This window comes from Haloferax sp. Atlit-48N, from assembly GCF_003383015.2.
Taxonomy (GTDB): domain Archaea; phylum Halobacteriota; class Halobacteria; order Halobacteriales; family Haloferacaceae; genus Haloferax; species Haloferax volcanii.
In genome coordinates this window covers 2,113,771-2,131,349 of record NZ_CP137689.1, presented here as the reverse complement: position 1 = coordinate 2,131,349, position 17,579 = coordinate 2,113,771, and the positions used below count along the sequence as shown (strand labels likewise).

The following is a 17,579-nucleotide window of genomic DNA, read 5'->3' as shown; positions in this document are numbered from 1 at the left end:
CCCCGAGACTCACTCGTCGGCGTCGACCCAGCGGATGTTATCGTAGCTTTTCATCTGGTCCGAATCGAGCTTATCGGAGAGTTTGCGCCTGAGCGCCGCCTTCTCACCGACGCTCACCCGCGCGAGTTCGTCCGCCTTCTCGACCGCAAGCGGCGGCCCGCGCGTGGCGGCCACGTCGCGGACGACGTGGTGCATCAGGTCGGCGCGGCGGTCGGGGTCCTTCGTGAACGCGTAGGGCGCTTCGACCCGGTAGCACACGTCGGTTCGGGGGTCGTACAGCACGAAGAACGTCACCGCGTACGCCTCGGGGTCGAGCTTCCGCTCGATGCCGAACGCCTCGCCCTCGGCGCTCAGCTGGCGGTCCGAGCCGCCGCGGGAGACGAACCAGCTCGTGAACGTGAGTTCGTCGGTGCGGCGCTCGTCGCCGTCGGCTCCCTCGCGGCGTTCGAGCAGGCTGACGAAGAAGGCGGCGTCGTCCACCCACGGCCGCCGGCCGGCGTCGCTCCCGTCGAGCTGTTTCCTGACCGTGCGGACGACGTGTTTCGCGCCCGGATTTTTCACGAAGCCGGCGAGGGGCACGTCGCGCTCGACGAAGCGCTCGACGAGGCGGACGTAGTTCTCCACGACGGCCTTCGGTTTGGCGTCCCGCGCGAGGTCCTTCAGTTCGGCGTCGCGGTCGCGCCAGTTCAGGAGTTCCTTCGGATACACCGGCCCGTCGAGGATGAGCAAGTCGGAGACGGCGTCGGCGTGTTCGAGCGCGTGGGCGCTCTCGGCGAGGTAGAGCGCGAGCGCGTGGACGACCCCCTCGGCGTAGCGGTTGACCCGCGGGACGCTCAGGACGCGCCGGCGGCCGTAGCCCTCGTCGGAGTGGAGCCACTCGTCGGTGTCGAAAAACTGGACCGGGTCGTGGGTGTGCGCCGCCATGACGATAGAGCGGTGGCGGTGGAGGTCGAGGTTCGACGGCTCGGCGGCCATCGCGGCGTGGGCCACGTCGAGGACGAGCCCGTTTTTGAACGTCGTCGGGTTGATGGTCCCCGAGTCGAGGCCGTGGACGGTCGGAAACGGCGACTCCGTGAGCGCCACGTCGTCGATATCGGCGGCGTGGAGCTGTTTTTCGCCGAGCGGCTCGACGATTGGGAGTCCCCCGTCGGGCGATTCGAGGGGGTCGAGCCACGACTCCCAGACCGTCCGCGCGAGGTCGTCGTAGTCGGCGTCGTCGACCGAGTCAGCGATGGAACTCGCCATGGACGCGATGTCGTCCACGTGGACGGGGTCGAGGGTCATATCTCGGCGTCGTCGCCGACGAGTATAGTGGTTGTCGTCGTCGGTGGGTGTCGCCGCGACGGGGCCGGTGCGAGCCGGCGCGCGACGACTCGTCCCCTCGACAGGTCCCGGCACGCTCATACCGCTCCGTTGCCAACGCTTCACCGACGATGTCTGTCAGCGCGGTCGGGTTCGACCTCGACTACACACTCGCGGTGCCGACGCGGGACCGCGAGACGATTCTCTCGGAGGCGGCGGCGGCGGCGGGCGCGCCCCCGCTGACCCGAGAGGCGTATCTCCGGGCACACCAAGAGAATCTCACGCGCGAGACCCGCGCGCCCATCTTCGAGACGCTCCTCGACGAGCACGGCTCTCCCGTCGACCCGGAGCGCGTCGCGACGGCGTACAGAGAGCGAATCACCGACGCGGTCGTCCCCGTCGAGGGCGTAGAGGCGATGCTCGCCGGCCTGCGGACGACCTACCGCGTCGGCCTCCTCACCAACGGGCCGGTCGTCGCCCAGGAAGCGAAAATCGACAAACTCGGCTGGCGCGACCACTTCGACACGGCGCTCGTGACGGGCGCGCTCCCCGCCGGCAAGCCGGACGAGCGGGCGTTCGAAGCCCTGCTCGACGACCTCGGAACCGCCCCCGACGAGACCGTCTACGTCGGTGACAGCGTCCACCACGACATCGCCGGCGCGCACGACGCCGGGCTGCGTCCGGTGCAGGTGCTCGGCGACGGCTGTGACGACCCCGACCCGCGAGCAATCGCACATATCCACCACGACGACTTGCCGGCCGAGCTTCCGAAGCTCCTCGCGGACCTCTGAACCGGTCGCGCGAGAGCGTCTATCCTTCGTCTTCCTCTCGTTCCCCGGCGTCGAGCGCCGCGACCAGCGCGCGGAACGCCGGGAGCGTCCACTTCACCTGCGCGCCGTCCTCGACGAACACAAGCGTTCGCGGCGGGCGGACCGCCTTCGGGCGCACGCGAAGCCCCGCCTCGGAGGCGGCCTCGGCGGTCACGTCGGGGTGGGCGAGGAACTCGACGCGGGCGCGGTCCGGTTGGACGTACACCTCGGCGACGCGTTCGTCGTCGGCGGCGACCGCGTAGGCGAGCGCGCCGTCGTCGGTCGGTTCCACGTCGGGGTCGGAATCGACGACGGAGAGAACCGAGAAGGCGTCCTCGTGGCCCGTGACCTCCGAGGCGAGCAGTTGGGCGATGCGTGTCCCGTCGGAGAGCGAATCGACGACCATGCCGGTCGTTCGCGCCCGGGCGGTTTCGGGGTGTCGCTTCGCGGCGGGGGAAGACGAGCGCGGAAAATGTGACCTACTCCGCCAGCGAGCGCTTTGCTTTCGCGGCCGCGTCGTCGACGTTCACGTCGTTCGAGCGCGCGAAGAGGACCGCGGCGGCCTCGGCGGTGATGCCGAGGCGCGACTGCCGCTCGTTGATGCCGGCGACGGCGGCCTGCTTTTCGACGCCGGCGGCGACGCAGGCGTCGAGAATCTGCTCGAACGCCGACTGCTCGCGGAGGACGGCGGCGTCGGGTTCGAACTCCTCGGGAATCTGTACGTCGGCGGGGTCGAACGTCGCGACGACCTCGCCGTCGTCGCGTTCGACGAGGCCGCGGCCCGCCGCGAGGTCGATGAGGCGCTTGGCCTGGTCCGGGGAGAACCAGTCGCGGTCGAGCGACAGGGCGACGACGAACTCGCCCTCGCCGAGGCGGGTCGAGCCGTGTTGCCGGAAGGGGACGGCGACGGTGACGTCGAGACTCATCGCTTCGACGGCGGGCGCGGGCGAACTAAACGGTTTGTGTTGCCTCCGCCCCCGAGCGACGTGGTGGCACCCGTCTCCGCCGAGCACCGATTCGAGCGATTCAAGTAGTCACCGAGGTTTTTACCCCGTATGAAGGACCAAGGACGCTCCAAGCGGAAGCGGACCGGCGGTCGGCGCAAGCCGTCCCGAAACAAGAAGCGATACCAGCTGGGCCGCGAACCCGCCGCCACGACGGTCGGCGAGCCCCGGTTCCAGATTATCGACTCCCGCGGCAACAACGAGAAGCTCCGCGCGCTCTCGACGAACGTCGCGCAGGTCGCAGACGGTGCCGACGTGACGCAGGCCGACATCGAAGGCGTCGTCGACAACCCGTCGAACGTCAACTACGCCCGCCGGAACATCATCACGAAGGGCTCCATCATCGACACGAGCGCCGGTCGCGCCCGCGTCACCTCCCGCCCCGGTCAGGACGGACAGGTCAACGCCGTCGTCGTCGACGACGAGTAACTCTCTCTCCCCGCGTCGTCGTTTCGGCGCGGCTCGACTGTTTTACTCCCGCGAGCCGCGCGGCCGTCGCTCGCGGGCGCGATTGGTCGAAGTCGAACACGGAACTGGACGGTACCGAATCGAATCGTGCGACGAACCGACCGGCGGGCCGACGCGGCGGGTCGGCCGGTCAGGGCGTCGGCGCGGCCTTCTGGAGCGCCGTTTCGGCGATGTTGCCGCCGTAGTCGGCGCTCCGCGAGACGGAGTCGACGATGAGGCCGAGCAGCTGCGCGCGCGCCGGGTCGAGGTCACGGAGGAGTTCGTCGATGCCGCGGGCGCTGGCGTCGATGGCCTGGACGGCCTCGCGGGACTCGTTGGCGAGGCGGCTCGCCTCGTCGCTCTCCTCGGCGAACAGCGCGTCCATCCCGCCGTTGACGACGCTCTCGGTGTCCTTGAACAGCTCCTGAATCGCCTCGACGATTTCGCCGTCGACGGGCTCCTCGAAGTTCAACGAGAGGTGGGCGATTTTGGTCGCGTGGTCGCCGATGCGCTCCAGTTGCCGGGCGGCGGACTGGTAGTCGAAGCAGATTTCGCGGGGGAGGCCGAGCTCTTCTGCGGCCTTCGGGGTCCGGAGCGTCGCCCGGAAGATGCGGGAGACGACCATCCAGAGACGGTCGACGTCGTCGTCGCGCTGGATGACGTCGCGGGCCATGTCGTCGTCCTGCTCGGCGATGGCCGCGATGGCGTCTTCGAGCATCGAAAGCGCGATGAGTCGCATCCGAGTGACCGCGTTGTGGATGGAAAGCTCGGAGGAGTCGAGCAGGTCGCGGATGACGACCCGGTCGCGCGTCTCTTCGAGCACTTCGAGCCCGACGAGACTCTGGGTCGCCTCGCGGATGGTCCGGCGCTGGTCGGTCGTGATGCGCGAACTCTCCAGCGCGATGATGTCGAACCCGCTCACGTACATCGTCATGACGGCGCGCGTGAGTTCGTCGCCTTCGAGGGTCGCGATATCGAGGGTTCCCTCGGTGCGTTCCTCCTCGGAACGGGGCGTCAAGAACAGCGAGTCGCCCTCCGGATAGAACTCGACTTCGCTCCCCGCCGAGACGCCGTTGTCCGTCGCCCAGTCTTTGGGAATCGAGACGGTGTAGGTGGAACCGCCCGTCACCTGCACCTTTCGGGTTTCGACCATGTCCGTGGGTGGTTCTCAATCCACAATAAAACTGTCTATGTCTATATATTGGGGTTCGTTTTTATGTGATGAGTGCGACCGAACGTGACTCGTGCCGATTCGAGCGCGAACTGCCGCTCACTCAGTAGTCATTTTGCCCCGCGTCCGTCGCCCCGAACGCCCCGAGTTTTCTGACACATCGGAGAAAGTTCGCGCACGAGACGGCCATGAATGGGGCAATCGGCTGTTTCTGTCGATTTCAATCCGTTCTTGTCACACGTTAGCATTCATTGGGGACATACCGGAACGTACCACTATATAGTCGTCATAGCAGGGTATTTACGGAAAAATCGGCTCCTCAAAATCGATGACGCGTAACTCGGACAGCGTTCTTTCGCGGCGTAAGTTCCTGATTGCCTCGGGCGCGGCCGGTCTCGCGGGACTCGCCGGATGTACCGAGAACAACACCGGCGGCGAGGGCGGGAGCTCCGACGGTGGCTCCGGCGGCGACTCCGAGGGAACGGACTCGTCGGGCGACGGGAGCAACGAGCTCTCGGGAACCATCGACATCGCCGGTTCCTCGACGGTGTTCCCGCTCGCAACCGCGATGGGCGAGCGCTTCCAGAGTGAGCATTCGGAGGTCAACATCAACCTCCAGTCCACCGGCTCCGGTGGCGGCTTCGCGAACTACTTCTGTACGGGGCAGACCGACTTCAACAACGCCTCGCGCCCCATCAAGGGCGAAGAAGAGACGCAGTGCGAGGACAACGACGTGACGCCCGTCGAACTCAAGGTCGCAACCGACGCGCTGACCGTCATCGTCAACAACGACAACGACTTCCTCGGCGAGGGGCTCACCGTCGAACAGCTCCAAACCATCTTCTCGGCCGAGTCGACGCCGACGACGTGGTCGGACGTCAACTCCGAGTGGCCCGACGAGGAAATCGAGATTTACGGTCCCACCGACGCCTCCGGTACCTACGACTACTTCATCGAGGCCATCATCGGGGAGGAGGGCCCGGGCCACCGTCAGGACTACTCCGCGACCGAGCAGGACCGCACTATCATCCAGGGCGTCGAAGGCTCCGAATACGCGATTGGCTACCTCGGCTTCGCGTATTACAGCGAGAACACCGACGCCGTGCAGGCGGTCGCCATCGAGAACGACGCCGGCGAGTTCGTCGAGCCGTCGCTCGACACGGCGCTGTCCGGCGAGTACAACCCCCTCTCCCGCCCGCTGTTTACCTACCCCGCCCGCGAGTCGCTCGCGGAGGACCACGTCGCCGAGTTCGCCCGCTACTGGATGGAGAACTCCACCAGCCGCGAAATCGTCGCCGACGAGGTCGGCTACGTCCCGCTGGGCGAAGACGAGCAACAGGAGATGCTCGACACCCTCAACGCGGCCATCGAGGAAGCCAACTAGCCGCTTTCTCGACAGAATCAGCTAACGAAGCGCTTTTTCATACACCACGATTCAATCCAACCAATGAGCACAGATGACCTCGAAACCGACCTCACGCGGAACACGGAGAACGCGCCGCGTGAGCTACTGACGCGGTCGTTCTTCTTCCTGTGCGCGGCGTTGTCCGTCGTGACGACCCTCAGTATCGTCGGACTCCTCATCACGGAGGCGGCCAAGTTCTTCACGCTGACGGCCCCGCTGATGGGTGTCGCGGGGGAGACGGCCTCTATCGTCGACTTCCTCACCGGAACCACGTGGCAGATACACAGCCAAGAGTTCGGCGTGCTGGCGCTCGTGTCTTCGACGCTGATGGTCACTATCGGGTCGGCCATCATCGCGCTCCCGCTCGGCGTCGCCACCGCCATCTACCTCAGCGAGTACGCGAGCGCGCAGGCTCGGTCGGTCCTCAAGCCGGCGCTGGAAATCCTCGCCGGCGTCCCGACCGTCGTCTACGGCTTCTTCGCGCTCATCTACATCACCCCGGCGCTGGAAGTCGTCTTCCCCAGCATCGGGACGTTCAACATGCTGTCTGCGAGCATCGTCGTCGGCATCATGATTATCCCGATGGTCGCCTCTATCAGCGAGGACGCGATGTCCGCCGTCCCCGACGAACTCCGGCAGGCGGGCTACGGCATGGGCGCGACGAAGTTCGACGTGTCCACCGGCATCGTCGTCCCCGCCGCGCTGTCCGGCATCTTCTCCTCGTTCATCCTCGCGCTCTCTCGCGCCATCGGCGAGACGATGGCCGTCACCGTCGCCGCGGGCGCGCAGGCGAAGTTCCTCAACCCGCTCAACCCCGCGTCGTATCTCGAAGGCGCGCTGCCGATGACCGCCGCCATGGTCCAGCTTCTCACCGGTGACATCACCGGCGGCGGGCTGGCCTACCGCAGCCTGTTCGCCATCGGCCTCGTGCTGTTCGTCATCACGCTCGTCATGAACGTCATCAGCGACTACGTCTCGCGGCGCTACCGGGAGGCATACTGAGATGGCGACCGACACCGACTCCGGCTACATCGACGGCTTCGGACAGGTCAGCCGAACCACCGGGACCGTCTTCCGGTATCTGCTGTTGGCCGCGACGATGTTCGGCATCGTCACGCTCGCGGTCCTCCTCGTCTACGTCGCCAACGACGCGATTCGCCCGCTCACCGCCGACCCCGGCTGGCATCTCACCTTCTTCCTGACGCTCGTCGTCCCCGCCGCGGTCGTCGGCGGCTATCTCGCGCGCCGGAACGTGCCGGCGCTCAAACTCGGCGGCATGGTCGTCGGGATGCTCGCGGTGTTCCTGCTGTTCAGCGGGGGCGTCGCCATCGTCTTCGTCGACATCGTTCCGCCGCTGACCGGCCTCTCGTACGTCGTCGGCCTCCTCGTCCCGGCGGCGCTCGTCGTCGTCCTGACGAAGTACGAACAGCGGATTTCCTTCACCCTCCGCGTCGCCGCGACCGGGGCCGCGTTCGTCCTCTCGCTCGTCGGCGTGCCGGGCTACTTCCACAGTATTCCCGAAATCGTCCGCCAACTTCCCGTGGTCCCCGCCGACTGGGTGATTCTGACGCTCGTCCTCGGCGGCGTGGCCGCGGTCGCCGTCGGCCAGTACGTCGCCCGCATCCGTGAGGACACCACCGCGGGCCTCGCCGCGGGCGCGTCCGCGCTCCTCTTGACCGGCCTCGCGGCCGTCGTCGGCCCGACGCTCGGCGTCGACGCCAACGCCGCCGCCGTCGTCACGTCGGTCGCGTTCGTTCCCACGCTGGCGTACGCCGGCGGCGCGGCGGTCACCCGCGAACGGGAGCGAATCGGCCTCCTGCTCGCCGCGGCCGTCGTCGGCGGCTCGCTCGTCGGCGCGGTCGCGGTCGACGTGCTCGGCTTCGCCGGCCCGCAGTCGTGGGTCGACTGGCAGTTCCTCACGAGCGCCCACAGCGGAACCGCCGAGAACGCGGGTCTCTACCCGGCCATCGGCGGCTCCATCCTGCTGATGGCGACGGTCGCCGCCCTCTCGTTCCCGCTCGGCGTCGGCGCGGCGGTGTACCTCGAAGAGTACGCCCCCGACAACGCCTTCACCCGATTCATCGACGTGAACATCTCGAACCTCGCCGGCGTCCCCTCGGTCGTCTACGGCCTGCTCGGACTCGGCGTGTTCGTCACCTACCTCGGCCAGCCGACGGGGACGGTCCTCATCGGCGGCGCGACGCTCGCGCTCCTCATCCTGCCCATCGTCATCATCTCCTCGCGCGAGGCGATTCGCGCGGTCCCCAGCGATATGCGGCAGGCGTCCTACGGCATGGGCGCGACGCGCTGGCAGACCGTGAAGAACGTCGTCCTCCCGGAGGCGTTCCCCGGCATCCTGACCGGGACCATCCTCGCGCTCGGCCGAGCCATCGGCGAGACCGCGCCGCTCATCATGATCGGCGCGCCGAACGTGCTTTTCAACCTGCCGACGGAGCTCACCTCGAAGGTGAGCGCGATGCCCCTGCAGGTGTACGCGTGGTCCAGCCTGTTCGCCAGCGAGGACTTCTACACGAAAGCCGTCCCGGCGGGCGTCGTGGTCCTCCTAGCGGTCCTCCTCGCCATGAACTCCATCGCCATCGTCCTGCGCAACAAGTTCGAAAGTGAATCCTGAACACCACCAATGAGCCAAAGAGACAAAGCACCCGAGGGAGAACAGCAAGCCATGAACGGAACAGAGGACCCGACGAACGACGAGATGCTCGTCGAAACCGACGTGAGCGACGGGCTCTCTGCGTCGGGGAACTCGGTGAGCCAAGGGGTCGAGACGGTCATCAGCTCCGAGGACATCAACGTCTGGTACGGCGACGACCACGCGCTCACCGACATCACGATGGACATCCCCGAAAACAGCGTGACCGCCATGATTGGACCCTCCGGCTGCGGGAAGTCCACGTTCCTCCGCTGTATCAACCGCATGAACGACCTCATCGACGTCGCCCGCGTCGAGGGCCGACTCACGCTCCGCGGGAAGAACGTCTACGACGACGACGTCGACCCCGTCGCCCTCCGCCGCCGCGTCGGCATGGTGTTCCAGAAGCCGAACCCGTTCCCCAAGAGCATCTACGAGAACGTCGTCTACGGCCTGAAGATTCAGGGCATCGACGCCGACTACGACGCGGTCGTCGAGGAGTCGCTCAAGCGCGCCGCCCTCTGGGACGAGGTGAAAGACCGCCTCCACGAGTCCGGACTCGACCTCTCCGGCGGCCAACAACAGCGCCTCTGTATCGCCCGCGCCATCGCGACCGACCCCGAGGTGCTGCTCATGGACGAGCCCGCGTCGGCGCTCGACCCCGTGGCGACCTCGCAAATCGAAGACCTCGTCGAGGAGCTCGCCGAGGACTACACGGTCGTCATCGTCACCCACAACATGCAGCAGGCGGCGCGCATCTCCGACAAGACCGCCGTCTTCCTCACCGGCGGCGAACTCGTCGAGTTCGACGACACCCAGAAAATCTTCGAGAACCCCGAGAGCCAGCGCGTCGAAGACTACATCACCGGCAAGTTCGGATAACTCCGTCGCCGGCGCTCACCGGCGCTCACCGGCGCTCGCCCGACCCTCGGGTCGCTTCTGTGCGACGTTCGATTCGTACCCGCGGAGCGACGGCCGCGTCCCGCCGCCGCGCATCCGACACGGTCGTTCGGGTGGTATCGGCGGCGCGGCCACCGAAACCATCACAAGGAATTTCACTTCGCCTGTCGGAACGTCACGTATGGCCAGAAACACGTACCAATCTCGCCTCAATCAGCTCGAAGAGGACGTGTTGTACCTCAGCGAACTCGCCGCCGAACGGGTCCGGTACGCCCTCGACGCGCTCGAAGACAAAGACGAGCGGAAGGCACAGGAAGTCATCGAGGGCGACCACGAAATCAACCGCATCTACCTCGACTTGGAACAGGACTGCATCGACCTGCTCGCGCTCCAACAGCCGGTCGCGGGCGACCTGCGGTTCATCGCGGCGTCGTTCAAAATCATCACCGACCTCGAACGCATCGGGGACCTCGCGACCAACCTCGCGCAGTACGCCATCGACGCCGAAAACGACGTGTACGCGGAAGTCGACATCCGCCGCATCGGCGACGCCGCCCTCGACATGGTCGACCAGGCGCTGGACGCCTACGAGTCCGAGGACACCGACCTCTGTCGCTCCGTGGCGGAGCGCGACGACGACCTCGACGCGATGTGCGACACCGCCTCCCAGAGCATCGTCCGCGACCTCATGAGCGGCGACGACTTCGAGGGCGACGGCGACCTCGACCCCGAGACCGCCCTCGTCGACGTGCGCCGACTCCTGCTGACGGTGCGCGACCTCGAACGCATCGGCGACCACGCCGTCAACGTCGCGGCGCGGACGCTCTACATGATAGACAACGACGACTCGCTGCTGTTCTGAGCGGGCGTCTCGAACCGACGCGTACCGACGCGTCGCTCTCTTCGTCGAACATTGCGAGAACAACACGACCGCAGAACGCCGGCCGTCGGGCTTACTGGAAGCCGATGCGGCCGCCGTCGCGGGTGTCGGGCGACAGCCCCTCGCGGGAGCCGCCTTTGAACTGGTCTTGGATGTCCTCGTAGTAGCGCATCAGTTCCTCGGTGATGGTCGGGCGGACCGACTCCATCGCCTTGCGGAAGTGGCGCATCTCGATTTCCTCGGCGTCGGAGTCCTCGCGGAGCGCCTCGATGGCCGCCTCGCGGCAGATGGATTCGAGGTCGGAGCCGACGTAGCCGTCGGTTATCTCCGCGATTTCGCGGAGGCTCACGTCCGGCGCGAGCGGACTCTGCTGCGTGTGGATGTCGAGAATCTGCTCGCGGCCCTCCTCTTCGGGCTGGCCGATGAGCACGAGGCGGTCGAACCGGCCCGAGCGGATGAGCGCGGGGTCGATCATGTCCGGGCGGTTGGTCGCCGCGATGACCATGACGTTGCCCGCGTCTTCGAGGCCGTCTAACTCCGTCAGGAGCTGGTTGACGACGCGCTCGGAGACGTTGTTGCCCATGTCGTTGCCGCGGGCCGGGGCGAGCGCGTCGAGCTCGTCGAAGAAGATGATGGTCGGGGAGACCTGCCGCGCCTTGCGGAACGTCTGCCGAATCGCTTTCTCCGACTCACCGACCCACTTCGACAGCAGCTGCGGGCCACGCACCGAGATGAAATTCGCGTTCGTCTCGTTGGCGACGGCCTTCGCTATCAGGGTCTTACCCGTGCCGGGCGGCCCGTAGAGGAGCACGCCTTTCGGAGCCTCGATACCCATCCGCTGGAACTTCTCGGGGGTCGTCAGCGGCCACTCGACGCTCTCTTGGACCTTCTGTTTGGGCCCTTCGAGCCCGCCCACGTCGTTCCACGTCACCTTCGGAATCTCGACGAGCACCTCGCGCATCGCCGAGGGTTCGACCTCACCGAGCGCGCCGCCGAAGTCGTCGTTCTTGACGACCATGCGGTCGATGAGACTCGGGGGGATGTCCTCCCTGTCGAGGTCGATTTCGGGGAGGTAGCGCCGCAGCGCCTTCATCGCGGCCTCCTTGGTCAGCGCCTCGATGTCCGCGCCGACGAAGCCGTGGGTGTCGTCGGCGAGGTCGTCGAGGTCCACGTCGTCCGAAAGCGGCATCCCGCGGGTGTGAATCTGGAGGATTTCCTTGCGACCCTCCTCGTCCGGAACGCCGATTTCGATTTCGCGGTCGAACCGACCGGGACGGCGGAGCGCGGGGTCCACCGAGTCGACGCGGTTCGTCGCCGCGATGACGATGACCTGTCCGCGGGCTTCCAGCCCGTCCATCATCGTCAGCAGTTGGGCGACGACCCGGCGTTCGACCTCGCCGGTCACGTCCTCGCGCTTGGGCGCGATGGAGTCGAGCTCGTCGATGAAGATGATGCTCGGGGACTCCTCTTTGGCGTCCTCGAATATCTCGCGGAGCTGTTGTTCGGACTCGCCGTAGTACTTCGAGATGATTTCCGGCCCTGCGATAGAGAAGAAACTCGCCGAGGTCTCGTTGGCGACCGCGCGGGCGAGCAGCGTCTTCCCGGTGCCCGGCGGCCCGTGGAGCAACACCCCCTGCGGGGGCTCGATGCCCAGCTTCTTGAATATCTGGGGGTGTTTCATCGGCAGTTCGACCATCTCGCGGACGCGCTGAATCTCGTTGGTCAGCCCGCCGATGTCCTCGTAGGTGATGCCGCCGCCGGCCTTCTCGAAGCCGGAGATGGGCTCCTCGCGGAGCTCCACGTCGGTGTCCTCGGTGACGAGGACGACGCCCTCGGGTTTCGTCTCGACGGCGATGAGCGGAATCGCCTGTCCGGGCGACCGCATAAACGGATGGTTCGTACTCGACATCACCGGGACGATGTCGCGTTCGACCACGGGTCGCTTGAGAATCTGCCGTTTGACCATGCCGGCCGCGTCGGACCCGAACTGCACGCTCGCCTCCTCCGGCGGCGCGAGCACGAGTTTGTCGGCCTTCGTAGCCTCTGCTTTGCGGATAGTGACCCGTTCACCGATGCCCACGTCGGCGTTCTGCCGCGTGAACCCGTCGATGCGGACCGTATCCGTGTTCCAGTCCTGCCGGTCTGCCCGCCACACCTTCGCGGCGGTCGTTTTTCCTCCCTCGATCTCGATGATGTCTCCCGGCGAGAGCTTGAGATGGAGCAAGGTGTCCGGATCAAGACGGGCGATACCGCGCCCCGAGTCGTTCGGGTACGCTTTCGCCACTTCGAGTTGGACTTCGTTCATGATTACCTCGCGGGGATGCTGATACCTGTGAGAGGCCATCGGATAAGTCCTTCCCCGGTCGGCCCGAGGCAGCGTCCTCTCGTGGTTACAGCCTAGCACACCGTAGGGCGGGCGGCTACTAATCCCTGCCGACTGGACAGGGAACGGCGCGTCGATGGCTGGCGTTTTTACGCTCGAACACCACGGTTTACGCATGCGACTCCTCGCGTTCGACGGCCGGATGGGTGCCAGCGGCGATATGCTCCTCGGCGCGCTCGTCGCCGCCGGCGCTGACCCGTCGGTCCTCTCGCCCGTCGAAGACGCCCTCGACGTGACCTACCGCGTCCACGAGGTCGACAAAAACGGTATCCTCGCGACCAAGGTGGACGTGCTCCTCGCGGAGGCCGACGGGGGCGACCCCCGCGGCGAGGGTCACGGCGACGACCACCGACGCCTGCGCGCCGACGGCGACGACGGAGCAGACTCCGACGACGGTGGCGACGGCGACGACGCCGAACACAGCCATCAGCACCAGTACCACCACCACGACCACGCTCACGACGAGGAGCAGACTCACCACGACGGCGACGACAGCCACGGACAGTCGCAGGGCCACGACCACAGTCACCCGCATTCTCACGACGACCACAAACACCACCACTCCCACGACGACCACGCCCACGCCGAGGGTCACGGCCCGCACCGGATCTACCCCGAGGTCGTCGACCTCGTCGAGTCGATGAATCTCCCGCCGGGCGTCGTCGCGGACGCGACGGCCATCTTCCGCGTGCTCGGCGAGGCCGAGGCCGAGGTCCACGGCACGAACCTCGACGCGACGCACTTCCACGAGGTCGGCGCGGACGACGCCGTCGCCGACGTGGTCGGGGTCTGTCTCCTCCTCGACGACCTCGGCGTCGACCGCGTCGTCACCGGTCCGGTCGCCGTCGGCGGCGGCGAAACCGAGATGAGCCACGGAACCTACCCGGTCCCCGCGCCCGCCGTGGTCAACATCACCGCGGCGGCCGACTGGTCGGTCCGCGGCGGCCCCGTCGAGGCCGAACTGCTCACCCCCACGGGCGCGGCCATCCTCGCGCACCTCGCCGAGGGCGTCGAGACGCTCCCGTCGATGTCGGTCGAGTCGTCGGGCTACGGGGCCGGCGGCTGGGAGTTCCCCGACCACCCGAACGTCCTCCGCGCGGTCGTCGGCGACGGCGGCTCGCGGCTCGTCCGCGACGAGATTACCGTCCTCGAAACGAACCTCGACGACGCGCCGCCCGAAGTCCTCGGCGGCCTCCAAGCGACCCTGAAAGACGCCGGCGCGCGCGACGTGACCATCGTCCCGACGACGATGAAGAAGTCCCGGCCCGGCCACCTCGTCAAGGTCGTCGTCAAGCCGGAAGACGCCGAGCGCGTCGCGTACCGCCTCGCGGTCGAGACCGGCACGCTCGGCATCCGCGAGCACGGCGCGGGCCACCGCTGGACCGCCCGCCGCGAGTTCGAGACGGCGACGCTCGACATCGACGGCGACGACTACGAGGTGAGCGTGAAGGTCGCCAGCGACGCCGACGGCGTCGTCTACGACCGAAGCGCCGAGTACGACGACGCGCTCGCGGTGGCGAACGAGACCGGGGTTCCCGTCCGTGAAATCATGCGCCGCGCCGTCGACGCGGTGGCGTCAGAAGCCGGTGGAACGTAGCTATGAACCCGACGCGGCGCGCCTCATAAACCGAGAGTCGGGTTAACAGCATTCTTTTCCGCCGACCACTCGAACTCTCAGGGGACTCTCTGGGTCTCGTAGCGGACCGTTAGGCGGCCGTTAACGGCGTCGAAACCGCCGCCGCGGACGCTCATTCCTCGCGCGAGCGGTGTTCGTCCAGCGCCTCGTCGATGCTCAGTTCGCCGCCGGCGACGCGCCGCGCGAGGTCCTCGTCGATGGTGCGGTTGTCTTCGGATGCCTCCCGGGAGCGCGCCTTGATGCGCGTCAGTTCGCCCTCGGTCGGCTCTATCTCGCGGGACTCGATGCGCTCGCCGTCCCGGCGGGCGATGTTCACCGCGGCGAGCACGTCGCCCATGCCGCGAGCGCCGCTGCCGAGGTACGGCGTCGTCCCGGTCTCGTCGACGAGTTCGACCGCGACGCCGTCGAGTTCGTTGATGAGCTTCGCGCCCTGTAAGCGCGCGCCGTCGCCGATGCGGACCACGGGGTCGACCGCGTCGTCGGTCTCCTCTCGGATGACGTCGACGGCGTCCGCAAGCGGGACGTGGAACGCGGCGACGACCGTCTCGCCCGAGAGGACCGCGATGCCCGGTCTCGTTCCGGGGTCGACGCCGACGACGGTCTGTCCGCCGTCGCCGCGGAGGCTGGCGAGCGCCTCGTCGACGGCCCGGCGCACGTCGTCGCCCGTGGCGGTCACGCGGGTCACGTTCCCGTCGGAGCCCGTGCCGTCGAGGTCGTCGTCCGGGCCGGTGAGGAGGACGCGCGCCCGCTCGGGAAGCGAGTCGCCCGGCTCGACGGTCGTAAACGTGACACCTCGGCTCCGGAGTTCGGACACGGCCTCGTGGTAGAGGTCGAAGTCCGCGGTGGCGACGACTATCACGGGGGCCTCTTGGCGACGGCGACGAATAAAGCGTTGTGCGCGAGGCGCTCGCGGCGGTCGGGAGCCGGCGTCGACTCGGTGACCGCGCGATGCCGGAACGCGCCGGCGGCGGCCCGGCGACGACCGGGGTGGACCGGGGTCTTTTTCGGCCGGTGGCACTCACCTCCTGACGTGACAGAGTCAGTCTCCACCGGCTGTGACGCGCTCGACGACCTCCTCGACGGCGGGTTCGAACGCGGCACCGTCACGCAGGTGTACGGTCCCTCCGCGGCCGGCAAGACGAACGTCGCGCTCTCGGCGGCGGTCCGGGTCGCCGCCGCGGGCGGCACCGTCGTCTACATCGACACCGAGGGCCTGTCGGTCGACCGCTTCCAACAGCTCGCGGAGGCGGTCGCCCCCGAGGACGTGGAGTCTGTGACCTCGCGGCTGATGATAAGCGAGGCGTACGACTTCGAGGACCAAGAGCAGGCCGTCCGCGACGCCGAGGAGTTCGCCGCCAGCGCCGACCTCATCGTCCTCGACTCCGCGACCGGGTTCTACCGGCTCGAACGAACCGCCGAGGGCGACGGCGGCGAGGCGCTGCGCCGGGTGGCCCGGCAGGTCACCCACCTGCTGTCGCTCGCGCGCAAACACGACCTCGCGGTCGTCCTGACGAACCAGGTGTACGCCGACCCCGACTCCGACCGGACGCGCGCGCTCGGCGGCCACACCCTCGAACACTGGACGGGGACCGTCGTCCGCCTCGACCGCTTCCGCGGCGGCAACCGCCGGGCGACGCTGGAGAAACACCGCGCGAAACCCGCCGGGGAGACGGCGACGTTCAAGATAACCGACCGCGGGCTCTCCGCGACTGACGTGTAGAAAAAGGGTCGACGCGGCCGGGGAGACGACCCGGCCGAATCCCGCTCCTGTCTTCGATTTCCGTTCCCGTTCTCGTTCCCGTTCGGGCGCGCCGGTGAGTGCCGGCGAGGCTACGGCTTACAGCTCGTTGAGCTTGCGGAGCAGCTGGCCGCGGTAGCGCTCGTCGGCCTCGAAGCCCTTGACTTCGAGCACGTTGCGTTCGAGCTTGTCGAGCGCGACGTGGAACGCGTGTTCTGCGCCGTAGCCCTCGCCGCTGCCCGCCAGTTGCCCGTGGCTCGTGCGGAGCCGAATCTGGCACTGGATGAGCGGCGTGCCGCGGAGCTTCTCTTTGTGCTCGTGGAAGCGGACGTGGGCGTGGAGCACGCTCATCCGTTGGTACTTGTCCGCGACCTCGGTGATAGCCGAGTTGATGTCGGCGCGGCTCAGCGTCTCGATGAGGCCGATGTTCGTGACCTGCACGTCCATCTGCTCTTCTTCGGTGTAGGTGAGCGCGCGGAGCACGTCGGTCTTCGTCACGACGCCGAGCACCTCGCCGTCGTCGTCGGCGGGCGTGACGACCAGCCCGGCGATGTCGTGTTCCAGCATGCGCGCGACCGCGTCGCGGACGCTCTCGTCGGGCGTCGCCGTGCGCGCCGGGCTGGTCATCAGGTCGTAGACCGGGAGGTCGAGCATCCGGTCGGTGTCGCCGCGGCGGTCCTGTTTGCCCTGCCGACCCTCGTCGCGCACCATGAACTCGACGAGGTCGTAGGTGGTCAGGATACCTTCGAGGCGGCCCTCGTCGTTGACGACCGGCAGCCGCGAGACGCCGTGTTCGCGGAGGCGGTTGATGGCCTGCCCGAGGTGGTCGCGCTCGCCGACGGTGACCACGTCGTCGGTGTAAATCTGCTCGACGGTCAGCGCGTCGAGGTTGTCGAGCACGGCTTCGAGGATGGCGTCCTGCGTGATGATGCCGTACTGTTTTTCGCCCTCGTAGACCGGCGCGACCTTCGTGTCGCCCTCGACGAGCATGCGCGCGACCTCGCGCACGTTCTCGTGACGGTCTATCTTGGGGACGGCCTTCGTCAGCGCGGCCGCTTTGGTGTTGTCTTCGACGTGCGAGTTGATGAGCTGCTTCTCACCGATGACGCCCGCGTACTCGCCGTCGTCCTGAACGATGATGCCCTTAGGGTTTTCCCGCTCGAAGATGGAGCGGACTTTGCCTAATCGCTCGTTAACGTCGACCTCGATGAAATCAGGAGTGGCGATATCAGCAATATCCATAATACATCCTTA

16 protein-coding genes are annotated in these 17,579 nt (G+C 67.3%); 9 read left to right on the top strand and 7 right to left on the bottom strand.

Translation table 11 applies throughout. The annotated features are described in order from the left end of the window. Positions 1–9: 9 nt before the first annotated feature. Positions 10–1,284: a DNA double-strand break repair nuclease NurA gene (locus tag DEQ67_RS11460; RefSeq protein ID WP_004042258.1), complete on the bottom strand. Its 1,275-nt coding sequence runs from the start codon at positions 1,282–1,284 to the stop codon at positions 10–12. 149 nt (positions 1,285–1,433) lie between these two features. Here DEQ67_RS11460 and DEQ67_RS11455 point away from each other — a divergent pair, with 149 nt between their 5' ends. Beyond that, positions 1,434–2,093: an HAD family hydrolase gene (locus DEQ67_RS11455; protein WP_004062594.1), complete on the top strand. Its 660-nt coding sequence runs from the start codon at positions 1,434–1,436 to the stop codon at positions 2,091–2,093. Between the two features lie 19 nt (positions 2,094–2,112). On the opposite strand, the gene DEQ67_RS11450 is transcribed toward DEQ67_RS11455, so the two are convergent. After that, positions 2,113–2,517, bottom strand: coding sequence for a hypothetical protein (locus DEQ67_RS11450; RefSeq protein WP_115802977.1), 405 nt, complete (start codon positions 2,515–2,517; stop codon positions 2,113–2,115). 73 nt (positions 2,518–2,590) lie between these two features. Further along, positions 2,591–3,037, bottom strand: coding sequence for a DUF2240 family protein (locus DEQ67_RS11445; protein WP_008605493.1), 447 nt, complete (start codon positions 3,035–3,037; stop codon positions 2,591–2,593). A gap of 129 nt (positions 3,038–3,166) precedes the next feature. On the opposite strand from DEQ67_RS11445, the gene DEQ67_RS11440 reads away from it, so the two are divergent. Continuing rightward, entirely contained in the window at positions 3,167–3,544 is a 378-nt protein-coding gene (locus tag DEQ67_RS11440) for a 30S ribosomal protein S8e (RefSeq protein ID WP_004042262.1), read from the top strand. Positions 3,545–3,713: 169 nt separating this feature from the next. Here the strand turns inward: DEQ67_RS11440 and DEQ67_RS11435 are convergent, their stop codons facing one another. Then, positions 3,714–4,715, bottom strand: a complete 1,002-nt coding sequence (locus DEQ67_RS11435) for a phosphate uptake regulator PhoU (RefSeq protein ID WP_004062591.1) — start codon at positions 4,713–4,715, stop codon at positions 3,714–3,716. Positions 4,716–5,061: 346 nt separating this feature from the next. On the opposite strand from DEQ67_RS11435, the gene DEQ67_RS11430 reads away from it, so the two are divergent. The 5 genes from DEQ67_RS11430 to phoU all read left to right on the top strand — a co-directional run bounded on the left by DEQ67_RS11430 (position 5,062) and on the right by phoU (position 10,550). Continuing rightward, entirely contained in the window at positions 5,062–6,117 is a 1,056-nt protein-coding gene (locus DEQ67_RS11430; RefSeq protein ID WP_008605494.1) for a PstS family phosphate ABC transporter substrate-binding protein, read from the top strand. Between the two features lie 63 nt (positions 6,118–6,180). Continuing rightward, positions 6,181–7,140 carry a phosphate ABC transporter permease subunit PstC gene (pstC, locus tag DEQ67_RS11425; protein ID WP_004062589.1) on the top strand — a complete coding sequence of 320 codons (960 nt, stop codon included), beginning with the start codon at positions 6,181–6,183 and terminating at the stop codon, positions 7,138–7,140. Position 7,141: 1 nt separating this feature from the next. Then, a complete protein-coding gene (gene pstA / locus DEQ67_RS11420) occupies positions 7,142–8,770 on the top strand; it encodes a phosphate ABC transporter permease PstA (RefSeq protein ID WP_004062588.1) in 1,629 nt (542 codons plus the stop codon). Between the two features lie 51 nt (positions 8,771–8,821). After that, on the top strand, positions 8,822–9,670 hold the full coding sequence (gene pstB / locus DEQ67_RS11415; protein ID WP_004042267.1) for a phosphate ABC transporter ATP-binding protein PstB: 849 nt from the start codon (positions 8,822–8,824) through the stop codon (positions 9,668–9,670). A 199-nt stretch (positions 9,671–9,869) separates the two neighbouring features. Then, positions 9,870–10,550: a phosphate signaling complex protein PhoU gene (gene phoU, locus DEQ67_RS11410; RefSeq protein WP_004062587.1), complete on the top strand. Its 681-nt coding sequence runs from the start codon at positions 9,870–9,872 to the stop codon at positions 10,548–10,550. A 91-nt stretch (positions 10,551–10,641) separates the two neighbouring features. On the opposite strand, the gene DEQ67_RS11405 is transcribed toward phoU, so the two are convergent. Then, positions 10,642–12,873, bottom strand: coding sequence for a CDC48 family AAA ATPase (locus DEQ67_RS11405; RefSeq protein ID WP_004042269.1), 2,232 nt, complete (start codon positions 12,871–12,873; stop codon positions 10,642–10,644). A gap of 193 nt (positions 12,874–13,066) precedes the next feature. On the opposite strand from DEQ67_RS11405, the gene larC reads away from it, so the two are divergent. After that, positions 13,067–14,548: a nickel pincer cofactor biosynthesis protein LarC gene (gene larC, locus DEQ67_RS11400; RefSeq protein WP_115802974.1), complete on the top strand. Its 1,482-nt coding sequence runs from the start codon at positions 13,067–13,069 to the stop codon at positions 14,546–14,548. Between the two features lie 151 nt (positions 14,549–14,699). On the opposite strand, the gene DEQ67_RS11395 is transcribed toward larC, so the two are convergent. Beyond that, positions 14,700–15,446: a hypothetical protein gene (locus DEQ67_RS11395; RefSeq protein WP_115802973.1), complete on the bottom strand. Its 747-nt coding sequence runs from the start codon at positions 15,444–15,446 to the stop codon at positions 14,700–14,702. Positions 15,447–15,617: 171 nt separating this feature from the next. On the opposite strand from DEQ67_RS11395, the gene radB reads away from it, so the two are divergent. Next, positions 15,618–16,307 carry a DNA repair and recombination protein RadB gene (radB, locus tag DEQ67_RS11390; RefSeq protein ID WP_004042272.1) on the top strand — a complete coding sequence of 230 codons (690 nt, stop codon included), beginning with the start codon at positions 15,618–15,620 and terminating at the stop codon, positions 16,305–16,307. 117 nt (positions 16,308–16,424) lie between these two features. On the opposite strand, the gene DEQ67_RS11385 is transcribed toward radB, so the two are convergent. Then, positions 16,425–17,567: a CBS domain-containing protein gene (locus DEQ67_RS11385; protein WP_004042273.1), complete on the bottom strand. Its 1,143-nt coding sequence runs from the start codon at positions 17,565–17,567 to the stop codon at positions 16,425–16,427. Between the last annotated feature and the right edge of the window lie 12 nt (positions 17,568–17,579).

Bases quoted from the DNA above. Each gene is read 5' to 3' on its own strand.
- pstC (WP_004062589.1), top strand. From the start codon at position 6,181: ATGAGCACAGATGACCTCGAAACCGACCTCACGCGGAACACGGAGAAC.
- DEQ67_RS11430 (WP_008605494.1), top strand. From the start codon at position 5,062: ATGACGCGTAACTCGGACAGCGTTCTTTCGCGGCGTAAGTTCCTGATT.
- phoU (WP_004062587.1), top strand. From the start codon at position 9,870: ATGGCCAGAAACACGTACCAATCTCGCCTCAATCAGCTCGAAGAGGAC.
- larC (WP_115802974.1), top strand. From the start codon at position 13,067: ATGCGACTCCTCGCGTTCGACGGCCGGATGGGTGCCAGCGGCGATATG.
- DEQ67_RS11450 (WP_115802977.1), bottom strand. From the start codon at position 2,517: ATGGTCGTCGATTCGCTCTCCGACGGGACACGCATCGCCCAACTGCTC.
- DEQ67_RS11440 (WP_004042262.1), top strand. From the start codon at position 3,167: ATGAAGGACCAAGGACGCTCCAAGCGGAAGCGGACCGGCGGTCGGCGC.
- pstB (WP_004042267.1), top strand. From the start codon at position 8,822: ATGAACGGAACAGAGGACCCGACGAACGACGAGATGCTCGTCGAAACC.
- DEQ67_RS11460 (WP_004042258.1), bottom strand. From the start codon at position 1,284: ATGACCCTCGACCCCGTCCACGTGGACGACATCGCGTCCATGGCGAGT.
- DEQ67_RS11405 (WP_004042269.1), bottom strand. From the start codon at position 12,873: ATGAACGAAGTCCAACTCGAAGTGGCGAAAGCGTACCCGAACGACTCG.
- DEQ67_RS11455 (WP_004062594.1), top strand. From the start codon at position 1,434: ATGTCTGTCAGCGCGGTCGGGTTCGACCTCGACTACACACTCGCGGTG.
- DEQ67_RS11445 (WP_008605493.1), bottom strand. From the start codon at position 3,037: ATGAGTCTCGACGTCACCGTCGCCGTCCCCTTCCGGCAACACGGCTCG.
- pstA (WP_004062588.1), top strand. From the start codon at position 7,142: ATGGCGACCGACACCGACTCCGGCTACATCGACGGCTTCGGACAGGTC.
- DEQ67_RS11435 (WP_004062591.1), bottom strand. From the start codon at position 4,715: ATGGTCGAAACCCGAAAGGTGCAGGTGACGGGCGGTTCCACCTACACC.
- DEQ67_RS11385 (WP_004042273.1), bottom strand. From the start codon at position 17,567: ATGGATATTGCTGATATCGCCACTCCTGATTTCATCGAGGTCGACGTT.